The 23,930-nt window shown below is 63.2% G+C and carries 23 protein-coding genes; 13 read left to right on the top strand and 10 right to left on the bottom strand.

Annotated elements, in window-relative coordinates:
- Positions 1–119: 119 nt before the first annotated feature.
- The 9 genes from B0O95_RS06855 (at position 120) to B0O95_RS06815 (ending at position 8,121) form a co-directional block, all read left to right on the top strand.
- Complete coding sequence (locus B0O95_RS06855; protein WP_199180447.1) at positions 120–1,001, top strand: alpha/beta fold hydrolase; 882 nt, start codon at positions 120–122, stop codon at positions 999–1,001.
- 88 nt (positions 1,002–1,089) lie between these two features.
- Entirely contained in the window at positions 1,090–1,920 is an 831-nt protein-coding gene (locus tag B0O95_RS06850; protein WP_076786729.1) for a 3',5'-nucleoside bisphosphate phosphatase, read from the top strand.
- A gap of 7 nt (positions 1,921–1,927) precedes the next feature.
- Positions 1,928–2,557: an L-threonylcarbamoyladenylate synthase gene (locus B0O95_RS06845; RefSeq protein ID WP_104077226.1), complete on the top strand. Its 630-nt coding sequence runs from the start codon at positions 1,928–1,930 to the stop codon at positions 2,555–2,557.
- A 72-nt stretch (positions 2,558–2,629) separates the two neighbouring features.
- Positions 2,630–3,298: a site-2 protease family protein gene (locus tag B0O95_RS06840; protein WP_076786733.1), complete on the top strand. Its 669-nt coding sequence runs from the start codon at positions 2,630–2,632 to the stop codon at positions 3,296–3,298.
- Positions 3,299–3,350: 52 nt separating this feature from the next.
- A complete protein-coding gene (locus tag B0O95_RS06835) occupies positions 3,351–4,553 on the top strand; it encodes a tryptophan--tRNA ligase (protein ID WP_104077225.1) in 1,203 nt (400 codons plus the stop codon).
- Positions 4,553–5,173, top strand: a complete 621-nt coding sequence (locus tag B0O95_RS06830; RefSeq protein ID WP_104077224.1) for a class I SAM-dependent methyltransferase — start codon at positions 4,553–4,555, stop codon at positions 5,171–5,173. Before B0O95_RS06835 ends, B0O95_RS06830 begins: the two co-directional genes overlap by 1 nt.
- Positions 5,174–5,196: 23 nt before the next feature.
- Entirely contained in the window at positions 5,197–6,099 is a 903-nt protein-coding gene (dapA, locus tag B0O95_RS06825) for a 4-hydroxy-tetrahydrodipicolinate synthase (RefSeq protein WP_104077223.1), read from the top strand.
- A gap of 65 nt (positions 6,100–6,164) precedes the next feature.
- A complete protein-coding gene (gene bamC, locus B0O95_RS06820; protein ID WP_104077302.1) occupies positions 6,165–7,307 on the top strand; it encodes an outer membrane protein assembly factor BamC in 1,143 nt (380 codons plus the stop codon).
- Positions 7,308–7,344: 37 nt separating this feature from the next.
- Positions 7,345–8,121 carry an MBL fold metallo-hydrolase gene (locus B0O95_RS06815; protein WP_104077222.1) on the top strand — a complete coding sequence of 259 codons (777 nt, stop codon included), beginning with the start codon at positions 7,345–7,347 and terminating at the stop codon, positions 8,119–8,121.
- Positions 8,122–8,201: 80 nt separating this feature from the next.
- Here the strand turns inward: B0O95_RS06815 and B0O95_RS15815 are convergent, their stop codons facing one another.
- Together B0O95_RS15815 and B0O95_RS06800 are read right to left on the bottom strand one after the other, a co-directional pair.
- Positions 8,202–8,462: a hypothetical protein gene (locus B0O95_RS15815; protein ID WP_158249455.1), complete on the bottom strand. Its 261-nt coding sequence runs from the start codon at positions 8,460–8,462 to the stop codon at positions 8,202–8,204.
- Positions 8,463–8,693: 231 nt separating this feature from the next.
- Positions 8,694–9,956: a cupin domain-containing protein gene (locus B0O95_RS06800; RefSeq protein ID WP_104077221.1), complete on the bottom strand. Its 1,263-nt coding sequence runs from the start codon at positions 9,954–9,956 to the stop codon at positions 8,694–8,696.
- A gap of 32 nt (positions 9,957–9,988) precedes the next feature.
- Between B0O95_RS06800 and B0O95_RS06795 the strand changes: the two genes are divergently transcribed.
- The gene (locus tag B0O95_RS06795) at positions 9,989–10,534 is read left to right on the top strand and encodes an FKBP-type peptidyl-prolyl cis-trans isomerase (protein WP_104077220.1); all 546 of its coding nucleotides are present in this window, start codon (positions 9,989–9,991) and stop codon (positions 10,532–10,534) included.
- Positions 10,535–10,692: 158 nt separating this feature from the next.
- Here B0O95_RS06795 and B0O95_RS06790 read toward each other — a convergent pair whose 3' ends face one another.
- The 3 genes from B0O95_RS06790 to B0O95_RS06780 form a co-directional block, all read right to left on the bottom strand.
- A complete protein-coding gene (locus tag B0O95_RS06790) occupies positions 10,693–12,012 on the bottom strand; it encodes a hypothetical protein (RefSeq protein ID WP_158249454.1) in 1,320 nt (439 codons plus the stop codon).
- A gap of 55 nt (positions 12,013–12,067) precedes the next feature.
- Positions 12,068–14,788 carry a DNA mismatch repair protein MutS gene (mutS, locus tag B0O95_RS06785; protein WP_104077300.1) on the bottom strand — a complete coding sequence of 907 codons (2,721 nt, stop codon included), beginning with the start codon at positions 14,786–14,788 and terminating at the stop codon, positions 12,068–12,070.
- Between the two features lie 307 nt (positions 14,789–15,095).
- Positions 15,096–17,597 carry a hypothetical protein gene (locus tag B0O95_RS06780; RefSeq protein ID WP_146064012.1) on the bottom strand — a complete coding sequence of 834 codons (2,502 nt, stop codon included), beginning with the start codon at positions 17,595–17,597 and terminating at the stop codon, positions 15,096–15,098.
- 79 nt (positions 17,598–17,676) lie between these two features.
- Here B0O95_RS06780 and B0O95_RS15435 point away from each other — a divergent pair, with 79 nt between their 5' ends.
- Positions 17,677–17,880, top strand: a complete 204-nt coding sequence (locus B0O95_RS15435) for a hypothetical protein (RefSeq protein ID WP_146064011.1) — start codon at positions 17,677–17,679, stop codon at positions 17,878–17,880.
- Between the two features lie 269 nt (positions 17,881–18,149).
- Here B0O95_RS15435 and B0O95_RS06775 read toward each other — a convergent pair whose 3' ends face one another.
- Entirely contained in the window at positions 18,150–18,950 is an 801-nt protein-coding gene (locus tag B0O95_RS06775) for an inositol monophosphatase family protein (RefSeq protein WP_104077217.1), read from the bottom strand.
- A 388-nt stretch (positions 18,951–19,338) separates the two neighbouring features.
- Here B0O95_RS06775 and B0O95_RS06770 point away from each other — a divergent pair, with 388 nt between their 5' ends.
- Both B0O95_RS06770 and cysE read left to right on the top strand, forming a co-directional pair.
- Entirely contained in the window at positions 19,339–20,121 is a 783-nt protein-coding gene (locus B0O95_RS06770; protein WP_104077216.1) for an RNA methyltransferase, read from the top strand.
- 76 nt (positions 20,122–20,197) lie between these two features.
- Positions 20,198–20,995, top strand: coding sequence for a serine O-acetyltransferase (gene cysE, locus B0O95_RS06765; protein WP_104077215.1), 798 nt, complete (start codon positions 20,198–20,200; stop codon positions 20,993–20,995).
- Here cysE and B0O95_RS06760 read toward each other — a convergent pair.
- From B0O95_RS06760 to B0O95_RS06745, 4 genes are all read right to left on the bottom strand, one after another.
- Positions 20,979–21,767: a UDP-2,3-diacylglucosamine diphosphatase gene (locus B0O95_RS06760; protein ID WP_104077214.1), complete on the bottom strand. Its 789-nt coding sequence runs from the start codon at positions 21,765–21,767 to the stop codon at positions 20,979–20,981. The genes cysE and B0O95_RS06760 overlap by 17 nt on opposite strands.
- Positions 21,768–21,783: 16 nt before the next feature.
- On the bottom strand, positions 21,784–22,275 hold the full coding sequence (locus B0O95_RS06755; RefSeq protein ID WP_104077213.1) for a peptidylprolyl isomerase: 492 nt from the start codon (positions 22,273–22,275) through the stop codon (positions 21,784–21,786).
- A gap of 63 nt (positions 22,276–22,338) precedes the next feature.
- Positions 22,339–22,935, bottom strand: coding sequence for a peptidylprolyl isomerase (locus B0O95_RS06750; RefSeq protein ID WP_104077212.1), 597 nt, complete (start codon positions 22,933–22,935; stop codon positions 22,339–22,341).
- Positions 22,936–23,022: 87 nt separating this feature from the next.
- Positions 23,023–23,772 (bottom strand): tetratricopeptide repeat protein, encoded by a 750-nt coding sequence (locus B0O95_RS06745; RefSeq protein WP_104077211.1) that lies wholly within the window; start codon positions 23,770–23,772, stop codon positions 23,023–23,025.
- Between the last annotated feature and the right edge of the window lie 158 nt (positions 23,773–23,930).

Genomic DNA, 23,930 nt, shown 5'->3' with positions numbered 1-23,930 from the left:
GAGCTGAGCCGACGCGTGACGGAGCGGGACAGCATCATGCCACATGAGTCAGCATCACGATGCACTGCAGCGTAGGCGCCGCTATAATCGAACGATCATTCGTTTTTTGGGGCGGTCAGATGAATGCTTCAACCTCCAAGTTCTTCACGGTGCGCGGCGTGAATCTGCATGTGCGTTGCTGGGGCCCGGATGACGCGCCGGTATTGTTCATGCTGCACGGCTGGATGGACGTATCGGCATCGTTCCAGTTTGTCGTCGACGCGCTAGGCGGGAACTGGCGCGTGATCGCACCCGACGCACGGGGATTCGGATTGTCGGACTGGCCCGTGCAGCAGCACGGCGGACATTATGGGTTCCATGACTACCTGGCGGATCTTGACGCGTTGCTGGATTGGTACGCTCCTGAAAGGCCGGTGAACCTGGTCGGCCATAGCATGGGGGCGAATCTGGCTTGCCTGTACGCCGGCGTGCGGCCGCACCGGGTGCGTCGCGTCGTGGACCTGGAGGGATTCGGCCTGCCGGCGTCCAACCCCGCCCATGCTGGCGCGCGTATCGAGCACTGGCTCGATGAATTGCGTCAGCCGCCCACGCTGAAGACCTATGCGTCATTGGATGAGGTGGCGGCACGGCTGACCAAGACTAACCCGCGCCTGGCGCCGTCGCGTGCCGCATTCCTGGCGACACACTGGTCGCGCCAGCGCACGGATGGGCGCTTCGAGTTACTGGCGGATCCCGCGCACAAGCTGCGGGGGCCGCTGCCGTACCGCCTCGACGAGGTGATGGCGGTGTGGGCGCGCGTGAGCGCGAAGGTGTTGCATGTCGAGGCTGTCGATTCGCCGACATTGCACGCGCTGGCCGGCGATGTGCCGATCCCGGTGTTCAAGGCGCGGTTCCGGGCGTTCACGCACTGGCAGCAGAAGACCATCGCGGACGCGGGCCATATGCTGCATCATGACCAGCCGGAGCAGGTGGCGGCGTTGATCGACGCGTTTTGCGCCTGATCCGTCACGGCGCTGCACCATGGCGCGCGGTGGCGCGGACCGCTGCGCCGCGCTTGCAGTAGAATGGTCGGACCTGCCGTGAACGACCATGAATGCTGATCTACATTGCCACTCGACCCTTTCTGACGGACGCCTGTCGCCCGCCGACGTTGCGCGCCGCGCGGCTGACGGCGGCGTGCAGTTGTGGGCGCTGACCGACCACGACGAGGTGCGCGGCATCGCGCAGGCGCGCGCGGCCGCCGCGGCGCTGCAGATGCGCTATGTGACCGGTGTCGAGATTTCGGTGACGTGGGCGTCGCGTACTATCCACGTGGTGGGGCTGGGCATCGATGAAGGCAACCGCGCGCTGGTCGATGGGCTGGCGGTGACGCGCAGTGGCCGGCAGGCAAGGGCGGTCGAGATCGGCCGGCGGCTCGCCGAGGTCGGCATCGATCACGCGTACGAAGGCGCGCTGCGCTATGTATCGAATCCGGACTTGATCTCGCGCACGCACTTTGCGCGCTTTCTCGTCGACGCGGGCTATGCGGTGTCCACCGCCGACGTATTCACCCGTTACCTTGCTGAGAGCAAGCCGGGGTATGTGCCACATCGCTGGGCCACGCTCGAGGATGCAATGGGATGGATTCTCGGCGCGGGCGGCGTGGCAGTGCTCGCGCATCCGGGGCGCTACCAGTACACGCCGTTAGAATTTGACACGTTGCTCTCGACGTTCAAGCAACTCGGTGGCGAGGCGATCGAGGTGGTGACCGGCAGCCATACGCCGGACCAGTACCGCGAATATGCGCAAGTGGCACGGCGCTTCGGCTTGCAGGCCTCGCGCGGTTCCGATTTCCATGCGCCTAGCGACGGCGCAACCGAGCTCGGCACTCTGCCGCCCTTGCCGTCGGACCTGACGCCGGTGTGGACCCGCTGGCTCTAACCGATCAATGTCCCAATACTTCCGCATCCACCCGGACAACCCGCAACCGAGGCTGATCAAACAGGCCGCGCAGATCATCGACGGCGGCGGCGTTGTCGCGTTGCCGACCGATTCGAGTTATGCGCTTGCCTGCCATCTCGACGACAAGGCTGCCGTCGAGCAGTTGCGACGCATACGCGGTCTTGACGAGCGCCGGCATTTGTCGCTGATGGTACGCGACCTGTCCGAATTGGCGACGTTCGCGATGGTAGACAACCGACAGTATCGTCTGATCAAGTCCGTCACGCCGGGCCCCTACGTGTTCATCTTGCAGGCGACCAAGGAAGTGCCGCGGCGCCTGTCGCATCCGTCGCGTAAGACCATCGGGCTGCGCGTGCCGGATCACGCGATCACACTTGCGCTGCTCGAGGCGCTTGGGCAGCCGGTGATCGCGTCAACGTTGATCTTGCCCGGCGACGATGAGCCGCAGAACGAACCCGAAGCGATCCGCGCGCGGCTGGAAAAACAACTCGACCTTGTGATCGACGGGGGCGCGTGCGCGGTCGAGCCGTCGAGCGTGATCGACTTGACCGGGGACGAGCCAGTGCTCGTGCGGGCCGGCCGCGGCCCGTTGGAGCCTTTCGGGCTCGTGCGGTGAGTCCTGGCCGGCACGGCGTGCGGCACGTCGCGTGCGCGCGGTTGGCTATCAGCGCCTTGTTACAATAGCGTGATGGACTCTCTCGTACAGACAATCTTGGTCAGCGCGTTGCCGCTGCTCTTCGCGATCACGTTGCATGAAGCGGCGCATGGCATCGTCGCCCGCCGCTTCGGTGACAATACCGCGTACCTAATGGGGCGTATCTCACTCAATCCGATGCGTCACATCGATCCGATGGGTACGATCTTGATCCCGCTGATGATGTTGTTTGCGACCAGCGGTGCGTTCATTTTCGGCTATGCGAAACCGGTGCCAGTCGATTTTGGTCGCTTGCGTAATCCTCGCTGGGACAGCCTCTGGGTCGCGCTCGCGGGTCCCGCATGCAACTTGCTGCAAGCGCTCGCGTGGGCCTGTATTGCGATCGGACTGCGCGGCTTCGGCGTCGAGGAGCCGTTTTTTGTGCGCATGGCGTCAGCCGGTGTCGCGGTGAACCTGGTGCTATGCGCGCTGAACCTGTTTCCGCTGCTGCCGCTCGATGGGGGCCGCGTGCTCGCCGCGCTGTTGCCGGTGCGCGCCGCGTACCGCTTCGCGAAGATCGAGCCTTACGGCTTTTTCATCGTGATGGCGCTAGTGATGACGCGTGTGCTCGATACATTGTGGCTGCGTCCGCTGGTGAACGTGGGCTACGATGTCGTGTTTGGCCTATTGCGTCCGATCGTTTCTTTGTTCAGCCACGTCTGAGCGGGCATTGGCCAGACTCCGACGATTTCCTCACATTCGACCTCTCGATACCATGTTCCCCGACCGTATCTTCTCCGGCATGCGCCCGACCGGCTCACTGCACCTTGGCCATTACCACGGTGTGCTGAAGAACTGGATCAAGCTGCAATCCGAGTATCCGTGCTTTTTCTGCGTGGTCGATCTGCATGCGCTGACGACGCACTATGAAACACCGGATGTGATTGAGAACAATGTGTGGGAAGTGCTGATCGACTGGCTCGCGTCTGGCATTGACCCGGCGCAGGCCACGCTGTTTATTCAGAGCCGCGTGCAGGAGCACGCGGAGTTGTCACTGCTGCTGGGCATGAGCACGCCGCTTGGCTGGCTCGAGCGGGTGCCCACCTACAAGGAGCAGATCGAGAAGCTGCGCGACAAGGATCTGGGCACGTACGGCTTTCTCGGCTATCCGGTGCTGATGGCCGCGGACATCCTGCTGTACCGCGCGTCGCTGGTGCCGGTGGGCGAGGACCAGGTGCCGCACGTGGAAATGACGCGCGAGATCGCGCGCCGCTTCAATTACCTATATGGGCGCGAACCGGGCTTTGAGGACAAGGCCAACGAGGCAGCGCGCAAACTCGGCGGCAAGCGCTCCAAGCTGTACCACGAGTTGCGCAATGCTTATCAGCAGGAGGGCGACGAAGAGGCGCTGGAGCAGGCGCGCGCGCTGCTGCAGGAGTCGCAAAGCCTGTCGATGAGTGACCGTGAGCGGCTGTTTGGCTATCTCGAAGGCTCGCGCAAGATCATTCTGGTCGAGCCACAGGTACTGCTGACCGAGGCATCGCGGATGCCGGGGCTCGATGGACAGAAGATGTCCAAGTCGTACGGCAATACGATCAGGCTGCGGGAAGACAAGGTGTCGATCGAGAAAAAGGTCCGCACGATGCCGACCGACCCGGCGCGCGTGCGCCGCAGCGATCCGGGCGATCCGGACAAATGTCCGGTATGGCAGTTGCATCAGGTCTATACGGATCAACCGACGCACGAATGGGTGCAGCGCGGTTGCCGCAGCGCCGGGATCGGCTGCTTAGAGTGCAAGCAGCCGGTGATCGACGGCATTCTGCGCGAGCAGCAGCCGATGCTCGAGCGGGCACAGAAGTATATGGACGACCCGTCACTGCTGCGCGCGATTGTCGCGGACGGCTGCGACAAGGCGCGCAAATTGGCTCATGAGACGATGCGCGACGTGCGCGAGGCAATGGGGCTGTCGTACAGCTGATGGCGATCCCCGCTGCCTCCGAGTGGGTCCGCCGATGGGCCCATCTGGTGCCGCGCGATGGCGTTGTGCTTGACGTGGCGTGCGGCAGCGGCCGGCATGTGCGCTGGTTTGCCCAGCGCAACCATTCGGTCGTCGCGCTGGATCGCGATGCGCAGGCATTGGCCGCGCTGGCCGAATTGCCGACGGTGCGCATCGTGCATGCCGACCTGGAGCCGGATGAGGATAGCGCGGCATGGCCCTTCGAGGCGCACCAGCGCTTCGCGGCTGTCGTCGTCACGCAGTATCTGCATCGCCCGCTGTTCGATGACTTGACCGAGGCGCTGGCGCCGGGTGGCGTGCTGCTGTACGAGACGTTCGCGCAGGGCCACGAAACGCTGGGGCGGCCCTCGAACCCGCGCTTCCTGTTACGCTCGGGCGAGCTGCTGGAAGTGGCGCGGCACGCTGCGTTGCGCGTCGTTGCGTTTGAGGACGGCTTTGTTGCCGGGCCCAAGCCCGCGTTTGTGCAGCGGCTATGCGCCGTTCGAGAAAGCGGCGGTGACGTGCGTGACCGCGAAACGGGGTCATATGACGGGCCAACGAGATACGATTTGCCCGGTCAATCCGCTACAATCCCAGTTTAACGATTGATTTTTCAGACAGTTTCATGAGCCAAGCAACGCAAGCAACATCGATTGGCGGTAGCATCCCGGCGATCGTCACGCCGATGCTCGATGACGGGGCGCTGGACCTTGCGGCGCTGCGCGCGCTGATCGACTGGCATATCGAAGAGGGTAGCGATGCACTGGTCGTGGTCGGCACGAGCGGCGAGTCGGCGACGGTATCGGTCCCGGAGCATGTGTTGCTGGTCGAGACGGCGGTCAAGCATGCGGCGCGCCGCATCCCGATTATCGCCGGCGCGGGCGGCAACTCGACTGCCGAAGCGATCGAGTTGACCCGGGCGGCCAAGGAGGTCGGCGCCGACGCGTCGCTGCAGGTTGTGCCGTACTACAACAAGCCGACGCAGGAAGGGATGTACCGGCATTTCAGGTCGATCGCCGAGGCGGTAGACCTGCCGGTGATCCTGTACAACGTGCCGGGCCGTACCGTCGCCGACATGAGCAACGAGACGATCCTGCGGCTCGCTCAGGTGCCGGGCATTGTGGGCGTGAAGGATGCGACCGGCAATATCGATCGCGCGGCGCATTTGATCAACGCAGCACCGGCCGATTTCTCGATTTTCAGCGGCGACGATCCGACCGCGATCGCATTGATGCTGCTGGGCGGACACGGCAATATCTCGGTCACAGCCAACGTGGCGCCGCGCGCGATGAGCGAGCTGTGCCGCGCCGCGATCGCCGGTGATGCGAAGACCGCGCGGGCAATCCACCTGAAGCTGTTGTCGCTGCACAAGCACCTGTTCGCCGAGTCGAACCCGATTCCGGTCAAGTGGGCATTGCAGCAGATGGGCAAAATCCGCGGCGGCATCCGCCTGCCGCTGACACCGCTGGCCGATCAACATCATGAAACGGTACGCGCCGCGCTGCGCGACGCGGGGCTGGCCAGTTGACCGCGCCCTGCCGGGACGGTTGCATGGCCGGGTCAGCAGATATCGTTCGCATCACGAAGGATTTCATGGAACGTTTTGATTTCTCCGCGCGCAGGTTGCGCGTGACGGTATGGGCGGTTGCTGTGTTGTCGCTGGCAGGTTGCGACACGCTCAATGACGTGCTCGCTCCGGATCGCGTCGACTACCAGAACACGACTTCCGCGCCGCGGCTCGAGGTGCCGGCGGATTTGAAGGCTGCGCCGCTGGACCAGCGTTATGTCGCTCCGTCCACGACCGCGAGCCTGGGCGGGCAGCCAACGCGGGCCACGACGCCGGCCGGCAATACGACCGAGGGCCTGCCCACCGCGCAGGATCCCTATGGGATGCACGTGGAGCAGGATGGCACGCGCCGCTGGCTAGTGGTCAACGGGCGCACGCCGGACGAATTGTGGCCGCAACTCAAGGCGTTCTGGGAGCAGAATGGCTTCGTGCTGAAAACGGATTCGCCGGCAACGGGGATCATCGAGACGGACTGGGCCGAGAACCGCGCGCAGATCCCGGGCGACTGGTTCCGCAACTCGGTGGGCAAGCTATTGGACTTCGTGTACTCGTCGGGCACGCGCGATCGCTTCCGCATGCTGGTCGAGCGCAATGCGAACAGCAACGCCACCGTGATCACGATATCGCACACCGCGAGGGAAGAAGTGCTGACCGGACGGGACAAGACGTCGTCGCGCTGGGTCGAGCGGCCGCGTGATCCGAAGCTGGAGGCGGCGATCTATGCGCAACTGATGCAGAAGTTTGGGTTGACTGACAAGCAAGCCCAGCAGTTGATCGACGGCGCGCGGCATACCGGCCCGAAGGTGGAGGTGGCGGTCGGCAGCGCAGGCGCATCGATGCTCGACTTGGCCGAGTCGTTCGATCGCGCGTGGTTGCGCGTCGGCCTGGCGCTCGATCGCACGGACTTTGCCGTCGACAACCGCGATCGTGAACGCGGCATCTATTACGTCCGTTTTAATGATCCAGTGCAGGAGATCAAGCGGGAGGGTTTGCTTGGCAAGTTGATCTATGGCGGCAAGCCGAATGTCATCGCTAAGGAGTACCTGGTCAACGTGCGCCCGAAAGGCGACGGCGCCACGCAGGTCGCGGTGATCGACTCGAGCGGTCAACTTGATACGTCCAGCGATGCACAGCGGCTGGTGGCGGCCTTGCATCAGCAGTTGAATTGAGCCCGTCCGGATTGCAACCTACTGATCGCGTGATGCCGTGCGTTTTGCGAGCCTAGGCAGCGGCAGTGACGGCAACTCGCTGCTCGTCGAGGCGCAAGACGGCGCCACGACGACTCGCGTGCTGCTCGATTGCGGGTTTTCCGCGCGTGAACTCGAGCGGCGACTCGCCCGCTTGGATGTCACGCTCGATGCGTTGCACGCGATCGTGATCACACATGAGCACGCTGACCACATCGGCAGCGCGCTGACCGTTGCTCGGCGGGCTTCGATTCCGCTCTACATGAGTTGGGGCACGGCGCTGGCGGTCGGCGCAGACGATGCTAGGGGCGTCGAATGGCGAGTGTTGTGGGGCGGGGAGACAGTTGGCATCGGCGACTTGGAATTGCTGCCGTACACTGTGCCGCATGACGCGCGCGAGCCGCTGCAGTTCGTGTTCGGCGATGGACAGCAGCGCGTTGGCGTGCTGACTGACGTGGGCACGTCGACGCCGCACATTATCCAGATGCTGGATGGCTGCGACGGCTTGGTACTGGAATGTAACCACGACGTGCGCATGCTCGCGCAAAGCCGCTATCCGCCATCGCTGAAGGCCCGGATCGGCGGCATGCACGGACACTTAAACAATGACGAAGCGGCGGCGATCTTGGCGGCGATCGACCGCTCGAAGCTGCGCTGCATTGTCGCCGCCCACCTGTCGCAGCAGAACAATTTACCCGAGCTTGCGCGCGATGCGTTGGCGACGGTCCTCGGTGCGTCCTCGGCCGATGTGATCGTCGCGACACAAGATGACGGATTCGGCTGGCAAGCGCTTTAAGTGCGGTGCGTGTGCCGCTGCCGTGCGGCGCCAAGACAAAAAAAAACCGGCCCGCAGGCCGGTTTTTTCGCTGACGGCGATTACTGGCTTGCGCCCGAAGCCGCGGCAGCAGCCGAAGCAGCGTCGATCGCAGCAGCCGCAGCGCCCGAAGCAGCGTCGACGGCCGCAGCAGCAGCGCCCGAAGCGGCAGCGGCCGCGTCCGAAGCAGCCGAAGCAGCAGCCGGAGCCGATGCGGCAGCAGCGTCGCTCGCAGCAACCGGACCTGCGCTTTCGTCCTTCTTGCCGCAAGCCGCCAGAGCCATCACTGCCAACAGAGATGCTACGAGGAGGGATTTCTTCATGATCACGTCCTTTTATGGTTACAGGTAAGCAACAGCGCGAATAATACCGGTATTGTGTGCTTCAACACCCACCTATGGCCGCTGGTGGGTCGCATGCTTGTCGCATCCCTCACACCTACGGCTTGGGCAGGAATTATATGCACTTTCATATCGACCGTCGATAAATCTAGGGCCGGTTCGTTGTCTTTTCCAGACAAAATTTCACATCGCGGAATACCGAAGGCCAGCCGCCTATGGCCTGCCAATCCGTATCCAGCCCGCACGATACCATTCGTACAACAACTGTGTCATGGACGAATGGTGAGAGAGTGTTACAAATTTTTTCCCTGGAAGAGCTCGCTGATCGGCTAACGTGGTAATGGTTTTACGTAAGCTTCGTACCAGCGTCGCTGATTCCCCGTTCAAGTAATAGCGCGTGTCGTCGTATAGCAAAATCGTTTTCGGATCGAGTTCGATGCCGTTTTCGATGATGCGCGAAACAAACGCATGACGCGACAGTAAGCGCACCGGTGGATCAAAAAAAACACTCGACTTCGGGTCGCTCAGGTAGCTGCCGACAAATTCCGCGATGTCCGCACGCGACCAACGCATCCGCTCGACCAGTTCCACGACGTGGTCGACCAGCGCCGGGGGCAGCGCGGCCGGATGCTCGCTCACGGGCGGCTGATTCGGATCCGCGTAGCGGCGCGATGCGCCACGTGCCTGCGCTGCGCGTTCAGCAGCATGATACAGGAATTGCTCAGATAGCTCGCCGTTAAGTGGCGCGCGAAAGCCGATTGAACAGGTCATGCACTCGCCCAGCGCGATACCATCGTGCGCGATGTGTGGCGGCAGATAAAGCATGTCACCTGGCTCAAGGATCCAGTCCTCGCTTGGCTCAAAATGCTGCAGCACTTTCAGCGGCAAGCCCGGGCGCAGCGAAAGGTCCCGCTGCGTGCCGATACGCCAGCGTCGTCGGCCGTGCAGCTGAAGCAAGAACACGTCGTACGAGTCGAAATGCGGTCCTACGCCACCGCCATCGGTCGCATACGAAATCATCACATCGTCCAGCCGCGCATCCGGCAGGAAGCGGAACCGGCTCATCAGCGCGTGCGCGGCCGGCACGTGCAGGTTCACGCCCTGCACGAGCAGCGTCCATTGACGCTGACGCGTGGACGGCAAGCGTTCGAATGGCCCATGTTCGAGCTGCCAGCGCACCTCGCCGCGCAACGCACGCTGCCGGATCATGCGTGACTCGACATCGTCACGTTGCGCGAGGTCAAATAGGCACTGCCGGGTGATCGGAGAATGGATGTCGAGCAGCGCCTGTCGAACCAGCAACGGCTTTTTCTGCCAGTAGCGGCGCATGAACTGTGCCGGTGTCAGGCCGCCAAGCAGTGGAATTGGCACGTCGGGGCGGGGTGGGGGGACAAACGCGGGCGGGGTGGCCGGCATACGCGTCGAAACGGCGCGCGACAACATCCGCGGCGCCGGTGGGGAGGGCCGCACAGGCATCGTATAATGGAGCTTGTATTCTGGAGAGTCGAATGAAAATCGCGAAGAACACCGTCGTTTCTGTCGCCTACAAGCTGTCGGATGCGCAGGGCAACCTGATCGAGGAAAGCGACGAGCCGATGGTTTATCTGCACGGCGGCTATGATGGCACGTTCCCGAAGATCGAGGAAGTGCTAGAAGGCCACGAGGCGGGATTTTCGACGCAGATCCAGCTCGAGCCTGCCGACGCGTTCGGCGACTACGATCCTGAACTGGTCAAGATTGAGCCTCGAGAACGCTTTCCTGAGCCGCTCGAAGTCGGCATGCAGTTCGAGGGCACGCCCGAAGGCGGGGACGACGACGTCGATACACTGATCTACACGGTGACTGATCTCGCCGAGGACAAGGTCGTGCTCGATGGCAATCATCCGTTGGCCGGCATGGCTTTGCGCTTTTCGCTGACGGTCAGAGACGTGCGCGAGGCCACTGCCGATGAGGTCGAGCATGAGCACGCGCATGGCGCCGATGGACTGGAAGTCATCGACCCGGACGCGGATGACGACCAGGACGATGATGGCTCGTCGCCGACGCTGCATTGACCGTCGAGTGTTTGCCCCGGTGCGAGGCGGGCCGTCAGCCGGCGTCCTGACACGCCTAAGGGCGGATGGGATCGGGGTCGGGTCGCGGCGCGCCGGCTGATGTGCGTCCTGAAGGTTCGGTGCGGGGCCGAGCTGAGGGCTTCTCGTCTGGCGTGTCGTCATTCGATGAGCCGGCTGGCGCCGCGCCGGATGTTGGTATGGCCGGAGCGCGCGGAGCCGGTGCGCTGCGCAGGTACTGGCCAGAGTCCGGTGGGCGGCGCCGTGGTTCTGCCCGGCGTCCATAGCCCATTGGCCGGCGTCGTGGTTCTGCCCGGCATCCACAGTCCGTTGGCCGGTGCCGCGTCCGATCCTCGTTCGGGTGCGGTGATCGCGGAGCCCGGCGTCGGCGCCGCCGCGGTGGCGCCGACGTCGCCGGGTGGCGATACGGTGCCCGGCAGGCAAGAGGCGGGCGGTATTGCCGCGAACCGGGCTGCATCAGGCCATGCACGTTCGCTGACGTGGAACACCGGCCAATGTGCCGGTTCGGCCCGGATATCGAGCCACTGTGGATGACGGCCGGCTCGCGCGATCGCAATTCGGGTGAAGTTCTTGACACGCTTGCCGCGGTCATCGTGCAATGGCTGGTCGATTTGCACGCACGGCAACGTGTCATGGCTCGCGTTGTGAATCAGCACGACCGCGCCGCTGAAGCTGCGCGACAGCTCGACCAGCGTCCGCTTGAACTCGACATACCCATCGCGCGGCAAGCCGCGACCCCATCTCAGCCAGGCAAAGCGCTCGCGTTGCTCGTAGCGCTCAAAGTGGGGATCGGCGTCGATCAATACGCCGATCGCCTTAAGCTTGCGGCGCTTTGCATATTCCCCGGCGTGTCGCAACCAGAACGCATTGGCGACCGCCCGATCCTCGAATTCGCCGTTGCGTCCGCCGGCACTCGAATAGTGATTGTTGCCGTCCGGCACGTTCAGTGTCACGAAGGCGATCCTACCTGTTTCCCAGCGCAGGTTCTCGCGATACTGTCGGAAACGCGGCAGGTCGCTTTGCCGCACGACATGCATCGCCCTGTTGCCGAGCGAGTGCGGTTGGTCGAAGAACGTTTGACGCACGAAGTCGAGTCGCTCGACCGGATCAAAGCCTCCGGCAGGCTGGCTGTCGCAGTCCTCCCAGTCGTGGCGGCCCGGTATCACGACGAGGGGTATCGGAGACGTGTCGAGCAGCGTGCGGCGCGCGGCGAACAGCGCGTCGACGCACGGCTCGCCTGACCGGCGCAGCGCGCCGTCCCATACCGCGAACTGCAGCCTCGGGGTGCGTCGCAGCATGTCGAGTAGCGCCCGTGTGGCCGCGTCGCTCGACAGCGACGGCGGCAGGCCCGCGATCACGGCGAAGCGCACGCCATCGACCATGGGCGCATCAGGAGCCGCCTGTGCGTCCGGCCCACGCACAGCAAGCAGCACGACTAGCGCGGACGCGAGCGTGTGCATCGCCACCGCCGTGCAGTGCTTTCGCGCGTGATGGGGTGGCATGCGCGGTGACAACTCAGCGGGACTCACGATCCGCGCGCTCGACAAGCGCGCGCAGTTCATACAGCAATTCGAGTGCATCACGTGGGCGCAGCGCATCTGGGTCGAGGCTGCGCAACCGCTCGACTGCGGCGTGGGGCGCTTCGGGCCGCGCTTGCGGCGTGGCGAGGTCCGCCGCGCCTACCGGTTGCTCGCAGCGCGGCTCGGTCGTTTCATCGACCGCGAGCGACGCCGGGGCAAACAAATCGAGTTGCGGCGCCGGCTGGCCGGCCGTTTGCTGTTCGAGCAGCAATAGGTGACGGCGGGCTGCGCGAATCACCGGCTGCGGGACGCCGGCCAGTTGCGCAACCTGTAAGCCGTAACTTTGGTTTGCCGGACCTTCGTTGACCGCGTGCAGGAACACGATCCCATGGTCATGCTCGACCGCGGACAGGTGTACGTTTGCCGCCGTTGGGCATTGCGCCGGCAACTGTGTGAGCTCGAAGTAGTGCGTGGCGAATAGCGTATAGCTCTGGTTGTGCGAGATCAAGTGGCGCGCGATGGCCCACGCGAGCGCGAGCCCGTCAAAGGTCGATGTGCCTCGACCGATTTCGTCCATCAACACAAGGCTGTGTGGCGTCGCATCATTCAGAATCGCGGCGGCTTCGGTCATCTCGACCATGAACGTCGAGCGGCCGCCCGCGAGGTCGTCGGCGGCGCCGATCCGCGTGAAGATCCGGTCCACGGGACCGAAGCAGGCCTGCTTTGCCGGCACATAGCTGCCGACATACGCCATCAGCGTGATCAGCGCCGTTTGCCGCATGAACGTCGACTTGCCGCCCATATTCGGTCCGGTGATCAACAGCAGCTTGCGTGTCGCGCCGAGCCGGCAATCGTTTGCGATGAACTGCTCGACTTGGGCCTGGACGACTGGATGCCGTCCTTGTTCGATCTCGATACCGGCCTGTTCGTCGAACGATGGCGCGACCCAGTCCAGCGCACGTGCGCGGTCGGCGAGTGAGGCAAGCACGTCGAGCTCGGCCAGCGCGCACGCCACGCGCTGGCAATCGCCGATGTGGGGTAACAACGCCTGCAATAATGCGTCGTACAACGCACGTTCGCGTGCGAGCGCGCGTTCTTGCGCCGACAGCGCCTTATCCTCGAACGCCTTGAGCTCCGGCGTGATATAGCGCTCCGCGTTCTTCAATGTCTGGCGCCGCCGGTAGTCGTCCGGCACTTTGTCGGTCTGCCCGCGCGTGACCTCGATATAGAAGCCATGGACCTTGTTGTATTCGACACGCAGATTCGCGATGCCGGTGCGGGTACGTTCGCGGCTTTCTAGATCGACGAGGAACTGTCCGCAGTTCTCCGAGATGTCACGCAACTCGTCTAATTGGGCATCGTAACCGCGGGCAATGACGCCGCCATCGCGCACCATCGCGGCGGGCTCGGCCGCGATCGCCTGCTGTAGCAGGTCGGTGCATTCAGGCGGAGCGTGCAGCGATGCATCGAGCTGCTGCAGCGATGTCGAGTGCGCGATGACCGGCGCGATTCGCTCGCGCAACTCAGGCAGCTTGCTGAATGTGTCGCGCAGGCTGGCCAGATCGCGAGGCCGTGCGCTGAGCAACGCGAGTCGGCCCGTGATGCGCTCGACGTCGGCGATCTGTCGCAACGCGTGGCGAAGCGCGTCCAGATCGTTGCCTGGCGGGCCGTCGAGCAACGCGCCAATCGCTTGCTGGCGGGCACGCGCGACAGATGGATTGCGCGGCGCATGATGCAGCCAGTGGCGCAGTAGGCGGCTGCCCATCGACGTGCAGCATACGTCAAGCAGCGAGAACAGCGTCGGGGAATCCGTGCCGCGCAGTGTTTCGGTCAACTCGAGGTTGCGCCGTGTTGCCGGATCGAGCCCGATGTACTCGGACTCGTGCTCGATCTTCAGCGAGCGGATGTGCCGCAACTGCTGCCCCTGGGTCTGTGCCGCGTACAGCAGCAACGCGCCGGCCGCGCCGCATGCGGCGCCCAGCGTTTGCGCGCCGAATCCGTCGAGACTGGCGACCGCCAACTGTTCACATAGGCGTTGCGCGCCGGAGGCGGAGTCGAAGTGCCATTCAGGGACCCGTGTCAGCGTGCCGACGCTTGCGGGCAGCGTGAGCGCTTGCGCGGCGCTGTCGCTCACCAGCGTCTCGGCCGGCCGGATGCGCTCGATCGCGGCCGCCACCTGGTCTGCGCCGACCTCGGTCAGCCGCAGCGCGCCACTTGCCAGATTCAACCACGCGAGCCCGACCCCGGTTAACGTGCCGCGACGGTTGTGCGCGGGCGCGAGTGCGAGCAGGTACGCGTCACTCTTATCGGCGAGCAGCGCCGCGTCAGTTAGCGTGCCGGGCGTGACGATGCGTACGACCTTGCGTTCGACCGGACCCTTGGAGGTGGCCGGATCGCCGATCTGCTCGCAGATGGCCACGGACTCGCCGAGCTTCACGAGCTTGGCCAGGTACTGCTCGAGCGAGTGGTGCGGCACCCCGGCCATCTTGATCGGGTTGCCTGCCGACGCGCCGCGCTGCGTGAGCGTCAAATCGAGCAGTCGTGCCGCTTTTTCCGCGTCCTCATAGAACAACTCGTAGAAGTCGCCCATTCGGTACAGCACGAGCGTGCCGGGGTGCTCGGCCTTGATGCTGAGGTATTGGCGCATCATCGGTGTGTGGTTGCCGATTTCCGCGAGGGCGGCCGGTTTCGGCGCTTGGCCGTTACTCAAGTCCATGTTGGCCATGTTGGATTGGCCCCCGGGCGATTCGGGGTGGTTCCGCGTGTGTTCACCAACGGGCACGTTTTCCATCAGTCATGCAAGCAGTCTGTCAAATTTCAGAATATCGACCATGCGGCGGTTCCCTGCCGTGTCGACGCGACCTTGAAGACGCTAGTTTACGTGTATTCCGCCAGTGACGGACGACGAAGTCCTAATCCGTTTGGGCAACGTGCGTGTGTCAGTGCGATGGCTGCCGGGCGGAAACATCGGTACGCCATCTCGTGTCCACCGCCGGCGACGCGACGCACATCGTGGTGATTTTCTAGCCGCGCCGGCTCACCGCTGCACGATGATGCCGCCGGCGCGCACGATCGGAGGACGGCTGCGCAGCGGCATGGCGTTGAGCGGCCCGGCCGGGTTCGTTCCGGCCCGCTCTTTCGACTGTTTCGTCCAACTGGGCCATGAGCGCGTGCAGTATGTCGGGCGGGATAATGCCGCGATGTTCGGGATTGCCGTCAGTGCGTTCTTGCCAAGTCTTAAAATGACCGACGCGCACCGCAGCTTTGTTTGGCGTCGGTGAATGCAGATGAAGCACCCATTTCGGCGTCTTTGTAAGTGAGCCAAGCCGTTGATCCAACTCGTTGACCAACTCCGGCGACAGGCTGAGCTCATATTCCAACATATAGTTTTCGTGCACGGTGTTCTTCGCGACTTTTGTCCAATTGTGCCCGCCCGCCACCGTTATCCCGCCTGCGTCCCAAAGACCCTTGAATGCACTGAACGAAGGTGCGAGTAGGCATTCGATGGCGTGCGCCTGCTTGAACAGTGAGTCGATCTCGTTGCTGATGCGCTCCAGATGCCGAATATCGGTATCCGTGACCGTGAGCAGATGACTGAGCCGATGACGCAACATTTGCTTGGACTTGTCGTCCAGGTCCAGCGATTCGAGTTCGGCTTCTTTCTGCTCGAAGTCCTGCCGGCGTGCGCGAGCCACTGTGGCCATGCCAGTGCATTGCTGTTGGGCCAGGCGAAGCTGTGCAATGTACTTGCCAGTCGTATCGCGTGAGTCAAGGGCCGTATCGGCAGCCGTTATTGTCGCAAAGGCGTGACCAATTTCATCTATCAAGCCCTTCATTCCTTCGCGATGTTGATCAATTTGTTTTCGCGCGTTGGCCGGAATGTCATCGGGAAGCTGCTTTTTGAATGCGTCGAATTCGGCGCGTTGCCGCTCAGCCGGGGTGGGCGTCGTAGCGGCATTGTCCATGCGTGTGGGCTTGGCTTTACGCGCTTTTTTCTTCTTGCCTTTGGATCTGGACGTTGGCGCGGACTGCTTGCTTTGCTCCAGTTGGCTATTCTCCAGCCAGTCGTGATCAGCCGATCCGGCATCTTGTACGTACACGATGGTTTTAAGTACTGTCTGGATCCCGGCCTCGATATTTTGCACGGAGCGATCGGCAAAATACACATCCTTGAAAGGCTGCAGCCATCGCCTGAGCATCACGGTTTCGGCTTCCTCGTCGCGTTTGCCGACGCTGCTCCGGGCCGTGCTGACACGGCGCGCCGACTGGCCGGGCCGCGAGAATACTTGTTGTTCTTCGATCCATGCTTGTAGCTTTTGGCTGGCGGCATGCGTGTGGGTGGCGATGCCATCGAGCATTGCCGTGCAAAATTCGGTATCCTGGCCCGGCTCGTCGTTCTTTTTATCCCGGTTGGCGGCGACGTGCTCCAATAGCGCTGACGCCACCTTGGTTTCCTCGATCAGTCGCAGGACGAACTGCTGTTCGGATGTGGGATCCAACAGGGGCGGGCGCAGCGGGTTTTCCCATAGCGAGTCCATGATCGAACATAGCAGCGCCGCGTAGCCGGCGCTCCATGTCTCGAGCGAAAGTCCGTCATATCCGTTCGATCTCTTATGTGCGTCGTCTCGCGCGCCGAGATGATAGGCGTGCCAGTACCGAGTCACCATTAGCGCGTTGTGCCGTATCGTGCCAAGGCGGGCGTTGCGATAGCGTCCCATTGACGGTTCACGATTGGCTTGCCCGCGCTGCATCCTTAACGGGGGACGTTGGCTCGTACGCTGAGGCAGTGCAGATTGAGCTATTTCGTCCAATGCAAGTGTCAGCTCCTTCACGCACGCCGAGTGGTGGGCGAGCCATATTTGTAGCTTAGGCCGTAAGGGCGTCGGTAACCGGATGTTGCTGTAGGGCGGTTGTACTTCGGCAGAGGCGGCGGGCTTGTGTTCAGCCTGAGACGTTTCGGAGAACGAAAAATTGGGCAGTTTCCAGTGACCATCGAGTGCCCGGGGTGGTGTGGACGCACTGAGGGAAAACGATTTTGCCCAAATTTGAATCGATACCTGGTCGATTTCCTCCGCTGCGCGGCGGATCATCTCGTCTTTGCCCATGTACAACGGTGTTGCCGCGAAGGGAGGGCGAAACGGGTCGGCGCTTGCCATGGCTTGCCCAACCATTGCTTTCCAAAATGTTGGCGGTAGTTCGCTAAGTAGACGTTGCGCTTCGATCAGGCTTTGTCTTCGCGCCCGCAGCGCGCTGATCTGCGCCTTTAGGTTTTCGTCTGCAGCTGGGATTTCCCGAGCGGGAAATAGACCGCTCATGGGCAAATGCCTTTCCAGACTTGGGCGCGAGATCCCGACTTCGTCCTGAAGCGAGGCTATCGCGGCCTGGGTCAGCGTCAGGTATGCATGCGCGGCGTTGGTAATATCCTTCAGTTGCAGCGCTTTTAGTGCTTTCGCGGTGGACGGGCCGGCGCAAAGCTTGATGAACGTGTGTATCGATTCTTCAGCGCGGCTGATCTCTGCCTTCATGGCGAAAAGATCGTTTGTCGGCGCGTGGGCGCTCAGGAACACGCGTGCGGCATTTCGCTGCTTTTTGCGTAACAGTTCTATGTCTCGCAGCACAGTCAAGCATGGCGACAGCTCGCTCGCCAGTTTTTTTGCTGCATCATCCAGCATGCTTGGCTTAGGGCCGCCGGCGGTGTTCGCCACGCGGGACGAAGAGGGCGGTATCGAGCCGATATCGCGAAGCGCCGGATTGGACATGGGCGCGCGATTAGTCGTGATGCGACCCGGCGTCTGGTTTGAGGATTGAGCGACGCAGGGAGGAGGGCTAGTGGACTGCGTTGCGTCGGCAAGCGAGTGTCGGCGAATCGTCATGGTTTAGGGGCTGCGGCGCGTGCGGTGCGACGTCGAGGTACGGAAGCATCAAAGGATGTAGCATGGATGCTCTTCGCGCAGTCGATATCCGAAGCGGTTGGCCGGGTCGCGAACGGGTACTTTTTCGATCCAGCGCAACGCGCCGACGGCAGAACGCCGGAAGCAGCGGGTGTACGCGCACCCGCGACTGTTCCCTTTTACGGTTCAGGCCGCCGTTCCCACCCGGCTGTACGGCTTCAGGATCTGCACCATCTGCGCATACTGCTTCGGGTTGCCGGCGACAATTTCGTGCTGGTACAGGAAGTCGGAATCACCCGTGTAGTTGCCGACCAGGCCCCCCGCCTCGGTGACGAGCAGGCTGCCGGCCGCGACGTCCCACGGTTGAATGCCTTGCTCGAAGAAGCCGTCATAGCAGCCGGCGGCCACATACGCGAGATCTAACGCGGCCGCGCCCGGCCGACGCAGGCCAGCGCACGCACGCGTCATTTCGCTGAACAGCTTCAGGTACTCGTCCAGGCCGCTCTGATCGCAGAACGGAAAACCGGTGCCGATCAGCCCGTCGGCCAGGCGGTCGCGCCGTGACACGCGGATGCGCCGGTCGTTGAGGAACGCACCACGGCCACGTGATGCGGTGAATAAGTCATTGCGTGTCGGGTCGTAGACTACCGCCTGCGTGACGACACCGCGATGGGCAAGCGCGATTGACACGCAGTATTGCGGGAAGCCGTGGATGAAGTTCGTCGTGCCGTCCAGCGGATCGATGATCCACAGATACTCGGATTCGCTGGCGCTGGCGCCGGATTCCTCAGCGAGGAACCCATGGTCTGGATACGCGGTGTGCAATGTCTCGATGATCGCCGTCTCGGCTGCCTTGTCGACCTCGGTGACGAAATCGTTGTGCTGCTTCTTCGTTACTTGCAGCAGGTCGACGTCCAACGATGCGCGGTTGATGATCTGTCCGGCGCGGCGCGCGGCCTTGACAGCGGTGTTGAGCATCGGATGCATGGGCTTTTTCCTTGGGCACGGGGCAACTGCCGCGGCGCGATACCGCGCGGCCAGAGCTGACGAATTGATCAAGAACGACACGCGCCAGCACGTCGATCGTGCGGCGGCATGATGATTCCGTTATTTTATCAGCAAGCGTCACTGCGCGTTGGCGCATGTTCCGTGCCGCCGCACTCGCGATACCATTGAAGTCCTTGGTCATCGAATCTGAACCGTGAATCACAGTGTCACTCCACTCGGCTCGTCCCTGGCAGGCTCGTCCTCAGTAGGCCCGTCCTCAGTAGGCCCGTCCTCAGCAGGCTCGTCTCCAGCAGGCTCGTCTCCAGCAGGCTCGTCTCCAGCAGGCTCGTCTCCAGCAGGCTCGCGCTCGGCCGGCACGCCTTCGCGCATGCGCGGCGACTCGACGTCTTTGGCGGGCGGCTTTACGTCGGTGCGCTTCGTGCTCGTCGAGCCAAGCCATCCCGGCAATGTCGGCGCGGCGGCCCGCGCGTTGAAGACGATGGGTTTCTCCCGGCTTGTGTTAGTCGCCCCGCGGCTCGAGGCGGTACGCACCGATCCCGACGCGCAGGCGATGGCCAGCGGCGCGGGCGACGTATTAGCGGCCGCGCATGTCGTGCCCACCCTGGCCGATGCGTTGGCCGGCGTGCACTGGTCCGTGGCGCTGACGGCGCGCGAGCGCGAGTGGGGGCCGCCGACGCTGGCGCCGCGCGCGCTCGCGTCGCGTGCTCGCGGTTTGGCAGCGGCCGGCGATATCGCACTGGTGTTTGGCAACGAGCGCACGGGGTTGTCCAATGCCGATGTCGAGCGCTGCAACGCGCTGGCACATATTCCGGCCAATCCCGCCTACAGCTCGCTGAACCTCGCGCAGGCGGTCCAAGTGCTCGCTTACGAGTTGCGGCTGGCGCTATTGGACACCGCGCAGCAGACGCCGCCCGCCGGCGTGGCCTCGTCGCTGGCGTCACACGACGAAATCGAGCGCATGTTCGTGCATCTGGAGAATGCGCTGATCGCGCTGGATTTCCTCGATCCCGCCAGCCCGAAGAAGCTGATGCCGCGGTTGCGCCGGTTGTTTGCGCGGGCCGGCCTGGAGCGCGAGGAAGTCAATATCGTGCGGGGTATCGCCAAGCATATCCTGCTGAAGTCGCAGGGCTTGCGTAGCGACGATCGGTAGTGGCCGCGTGTCGGATCTGGCGCGCTGCCGGTGCGAAATCTCAATACAATGACCCGCTTATGCTCTGTGAGTCGCCATGTTTGACAGACTTCGCGAAGACATCGCCGCCATCCGCCAGAAGGACCCTGCTGCGCGCAGCACTTGGGAGGTACTGACCTGTTACCCTGGGTTGCACGCGTTGCTGTTCCACTCGCTCGCGCACCGTTGCTGGCAAGCGGGGTGGCGCTGGCTCGGGCGCTTCGTGTCGCACCTAGGGCGGTTTTTTACCGGTATCGAGATTCATCCAGGCGCGATCATCGGCCGACGAGTATTCATCGATCACGGGATGGGTGTGGTGATTGGCGAAACGGCCGAGGTGGGTGATGATTGCACGATCTATCAAGGCGTCACGCTGGGGGGCACGTCGTTGTCGCGCGGCGCCAAACGACACCCGACGCTGCAAGCTGGCGTGATCGTCGGCGCGAACGCGCAAGTGCTCGGTGGTTTCTCGGTCGGCGAGGGCGCGAAGATCGGATCCAATGCCGTGGTGGTGAAGTCGGTGCCCGCCGGGGCGACGGTGGTCGGCAATCCGGCGCGCGTGATCGTGCCCAACGTGCCATCGCCCGGCGCCACGCCCGTCAACGGGGTGGGCGGCAAGCATGAAGACATGCCGCTGAAACAGCCCTTTGCTGCGTATGGCCTGACGCCGAACGCCGACGACCCGATGTCGCTAGCCATTCACGGACTCATCGATCACGCCGCGCAGCAATCGAGTCGGATCGATGAGTTGGTGGCAGCGCTCGAGCGCCTGGGGGCGCGTTTGGAGCAACTTGACGGGTGCCAGTCTAGCATCGCAGATCTGCGTAAGCTCGGCGAGGTTATTCAGAACAAATAGCCCGCGTCGGGCCGCCGCAGACATCGAGCGGCAGTGCGTGGATGCCGTCTGCGTCGATCCTCAGATAGCCGCCACGCGGCGCACCATGGTCCAGCTCCCAGTCCGGCAGCACCCAGCGCGCGGTGCCATGCTGATGATGGCAGGCGGGCAAATGCGTGTGGCCATGGATCATCGTGCGGGTATGGGTCGCGGAGAACAGGCGTGCGAGCGCGTCGGGTGTCGCGTCATACCGCGGCGACGGTTGCGCCGGTCGAGCGAGGCTCTTGCGCCGCATGCTCTCGCCGACCCTTTCACGCCAGCGCAACGGCAGCGCGAGGAATAGGCTCTGCGCGACTGTAGTGCGCGCGATGCGGCGAAATCGTTGATAGCCGACATCGGCCGTGCACAGCGCGTCGCCATGCGTGAGTACGATGCGCTCGCCAAAGGCGGTGATGACGAACGGATCGGGCAGCGGCATTGCGCCCGCAGCCGCCATGAAACGGCGGCCGAGCAGGAAATCGCGGTTGCCGTGCATCACATACAACGCGATGCCGCGTTCGGACAGCGTATGCATCAGCTCGGCGATATGTCGTGCAAACGGCGACGCGAGCATGTCGTCGCCGATCCAATACTCGAACAGGTCGCCGAGAATGAATACCGAATCGGCATCGCGCGCGGTGACGCGGATGAAATGCTCGAACGCATCGACGGTGCGCGGCAGCGCCTCGCTCAGATGCAGGTCGGATATCAGCAGCAGCGCGCGCGACGCGGCGCCGTTATCAGCGGGATTCAACGCGCGCGTTCCGGTCTCAGACGATGACGGCCTTTTCGATCACGACGTCTTCCAGCGGCACATCCTGGTGAAAGCCGCGCGTGCCGGTGCGCACCGCCTTGATTTTGTCGACCACGTCCATGCCTTCGACCACCTTGCCGAACACGGTGTAGCCCCAGCCTTGCGGCGTCGGTGCGCTGTGATTCAAGAAGTCGTTGTCGTTGACGTTGATGAAGAACTGGGCGCTCGCCGAATGCGGATCGTTGGTGCGGGCCATCGCAATCGTGCCGACCTCGTTCTTCAGTCCGTTGTTCGCCTCGTTGTCGATCGGCGCATCGGTTGGCTTTTGCTTCATGCCGGGTTCGAACCCGCCCCCCTGGATCATGAAGCCGTTGATCACGCGGTGAAACACCGTGTTGTCATAGTGGCCCTTCTTCACATAGTTCAAGAAGTTATCGACCGTCTTGGGCGCCTTGTCGGCGTTCAACTCCAGCTTGATGACGCCGTGATTCGTGTGTAGTTCGACCATGTTCGTTCCTTGTGCGTGTTGGTTGAATGAGGGGTTAAGTCCAAGTGCGCTGTAACGGCGTTCTTACTTAGACACCACCGTGGCCGATTGGATCACGATGGGCTTTTGCGGCACGTCCGAAAAGCTGCCGCGCGCGGTGGTGGGCGTCGCCTCGATCTTCTTGACGACGTCCAAGCCGGAAATGACCTTGCCGAATACTGTGTAGCCGTGGCCGTCAGGATTCGGGTAATCGAGATTTGGATTATCCACTGTATTGATGAAGAACTGGGCGCTCGCCGAGTTTGGGTCGTTGGTGCGTGCCATCGCGATCGAGCCGGTCGTGTTCTTCAGCCCGTTGCGGCTTTCCAGCGGAATCGGCGCCCGCGTGGGCTTTTGCTTCATCTCCGGCGTGAAGCCGCCGCCCTGAATCATGAATCCGCGAATGACGCGATGAAAGATCGTGTTGTTGTATTGGCCCGATGCCACATACTTGATGAAATTATCGACCGTGCGTGGCGCTTTTTCCGGATACAGCTCGACGCGAACCTCGCCCATCGACGTTTTGAATAGCACGTTCGGATGGTTTGCGTCCACCTGGCGAGTTCCGGCATTGGATTGCGCATGCACCGGCGCTGACGCGATGAGCGCCGCGCCAAGCAGGGCAGACAGCAGCAGTTTCATGTTTCGGTTCCTGTGTTGGGAGCATCGGTTGAAAAAACACCTTGGGCGCCGCGTGCAGCGCAACACGCTCGCGACGGCGCGGATGGATCAAGGTTGTGTCGTCTGCGGCGCCATGTAGGGCGCGAGTGCAGGCGCCGCGCTGGTGCCCGGGACGATCGTCGGGAAGTTCGGCGTCGCGTCCTGCGGCGGCGGCGTGGTCGGCACCGCTGCCGCGCGTCCGGCCGGCGCATCGCCGTTGCTGCTATGCAGTGCATCAGCGGCGCTAGGCCGTGCATCGGCTGCGCCAGGCCGTGCGTCGGCGTGCGCCGGCGGGCTCACCAGTTGCACGATCTGCCGGCTGCGCTGCGCCGAATACGCATCACGTGGATCGAGCGCGCTGGCGCGCTTGAACGACTCCGCCGCCAGTCGCAGGTAGAGATCGCCCAGGTTGGCTTGCGCGAGCGCATAGCCGGGACTGGCGCGCACCGCCGTCTCGAGCGCCACGCGGGCTTCGTCCAGTTTGCCGCGCTTCGCATACAGCGCGGCCAGGTTATTGTACGGCTCGGGCAATTCCGGATAGGTCTGTGTGAGCGCCGTGTACGCGGTCATCGCGTCGTCGTCGCGGCCCAACTGCGCGAGCACATTGGCACGCTTGAAGCGTGCCTGCGCATCGCGCGGGTGCGAGCGCACGCGCTCGTCGAGTTGCTTGAGCACGCCGGTCCAGTCGTGCTGCGCGATCGCGGTGTCGATTTCGGGCGTGCCGTCGGCGACGGCGGGCGAAACCTGCGCGTGCGTTGTGCCGGCGGCGAACAAGAAGCTCATTGCCGCAAGCGCGATGCGACCGCGGGTCGTGTTCATAGGCTCTTTTCACGGTGTTATACTTCAGTCCATTCTAACAAAACGTCCGGCTGTTCCCGAGAACAAGAACAGTCAACGGTCTTCGCGCCACTCGCGGTCGCATCCGACCCAGTCGACTCCCCGAACGAATCACGTCGGCGGCCGTACGTCGCCCTCGC

Origin of the sequence: Mycetohabitans endofungorum, assembly GCF_002927045.1 — a bacterium.
Classification (GTDB): domain Bacteria; phylum Pseudomonadota; class Gammaproteobacteria; order Burkholderiales; family Burkholderiaceae; genus Mycetohabitans; species Mycetohabitans endofungorum.
Note: the sequence above shows the minus strand (reverse complement) of the source record. Positions and strands in the feature narration are given on the sequence as shown.

Excerpts from the sequence above, each read along its gene's own strand:
- B0O95_RS06855 (WP_199180447.1), top strand. The coding sequence starts at position 120 with ATGAATGCTTCAACCTCCAAGTTCTTCACGGTGCGCGGCGTGAATCTG.
- B0O95_RS06850 (WP_076786729.1), top strand. The coding sequence starts at position 1,090 with ATGAATGCTGATCTACATTGCCACTCGACCCTTTCTGACGGACGCCTG.
- B0O95_RS06845 (WP_104077226.1), top strand. The coding sequence starts at position 1,928 with ATGTCCCAATACTTCCGCATCCACCCGGACAACCCGCAACCGAGGCTG.
- B0O95_RS06840 (WP_076786733.1), top strand. The coding sequence starts at position 2,630 with ATGGACTCTCTCGTACAGACAATCTTGGTCAGCGCGTTGCCGCTGCTC.
- B0O95_RS06835 (WP_104077225.1), top strand. The coding sequence starts at position 3,351 with ATGTTCCCCGACCGTATCTTCTCCGGCATGCGCCCGACCGGCTCACTG.
- B0O95_RS06830 (WP_104077224.1), top strand. The coding sequence starts at position 4,553 with ATGGCGATCCCCGCTGCCTCCGAGTGGGTCCGCCGATGGGCCCATCTG.
- dapA (WP_104077223.1), top strand. The coding sequence starts at position 5,197 with ATGAGCCAAGCAACGCAAGCAACATCGATTGGCGGTAGCATCCCGGCG.
- bamC (WP_104077302.1), top strand. The coding sequence starts at position 6,165 with ATGGAACGTTTTGATTTCTCCGCGCGCAGGTTGCGCGTGACGGTATGG.
- B0O95_RS15815 (WP_158249455.1), bottom strand. The coding sequence starts at position 8,462 with ATGAAGAAATCCCTCCTCGTAGCATCTCTGTTGGCAGTGATGGCTCTG.
- B0O95_RS06800 (WP_104077221.1), bottom strand. The coding sequence starts at position 9,956 with ATGCCTGTGCGGCCCTCCCCACCGGCGCCGCGGATGTTGTCGCGCGCC.
- B0O95_RS06795 (WP_104077220.1), top strand. The coding sequence starts at position 9,989 with ATGAAAATCGCGAAGAACACCGTCGTTTCTGTCGCCTACAAGCTGTCG.
- B0O95_RS06790 (WP_158249454.1), bottom strand. The coding sequence starts at position 12,012 with ATGCACACGCTCGCGTCCGCGCTAGTCGTGCTGCTTGCTGTGCGTGGG.
- mutS (WP_104077300.1), bottom strand. The coding sequence starts at position 14,788 with ATGGACTTGAGTAACGGCCAAGCGCCGAAACCGGCCGCCCTCGCGGAA.
- B0O95_RS06780 (WP_146064012.1), bottom strand. The coding sequence starts at position 17,597 with ATGAAGGCAGAGATCAGCCGCGCTGAAGAATCGATACACACGTTCATC.
- B0O95_RS15435 (WP_146064011.1), top strand. The coding sequence starts at position 17,677 with ATGTCTCGCAGCACAGTCAAGCATGGCGACAGCTCGCTCGCCAGTTTT.
- B0O95_RS06775 (WP_104077217.1), bottom strand. The coding sequence starts at position 18,950 with ATGCATCCGATGCTCAACACCGCTGTCAAGGCCGCGCGCCGCGCCGGA.
- B0O95_RS06770 (WP_104077216.1), top strand. The coding sequence starts at position 19,339 with ATGCGCGGCGACTCGACGTCTTTGGCGGGCGGCTTTACGTCGGTGCGC.
- cysE (WP_104077215.1), top strand. The coding sequence starts at position 20,198 with ATGTTTGACAGACTTCGCGAAGACATCGCCGCCATCCGCCAGAAGGAC.
- B0O95_RS06755 (WP_104077213.1), bottom strand. The coding sequence starts at position 22,275 with ATGGTCGAACTACACACGAATCACGGCGTCATCAAGCTGGAGTTGAAC.
- B0O95_RS06750 (WP_104077212.1), bottom strand. The coding sequence starts at position 22,935 with ATGAAACTGCTGCTGTCTGCCCTGCTTGGCGCGGCGCTCATCGCGTCA.
- B0O95_RS06745 (WP_104077211.1), bottom strand. The coding sequence starts at position 23,772 with ATGAACACGACCCGCGGTCGCATCGCGCTTGCGGCAATGAGCTTCTTG.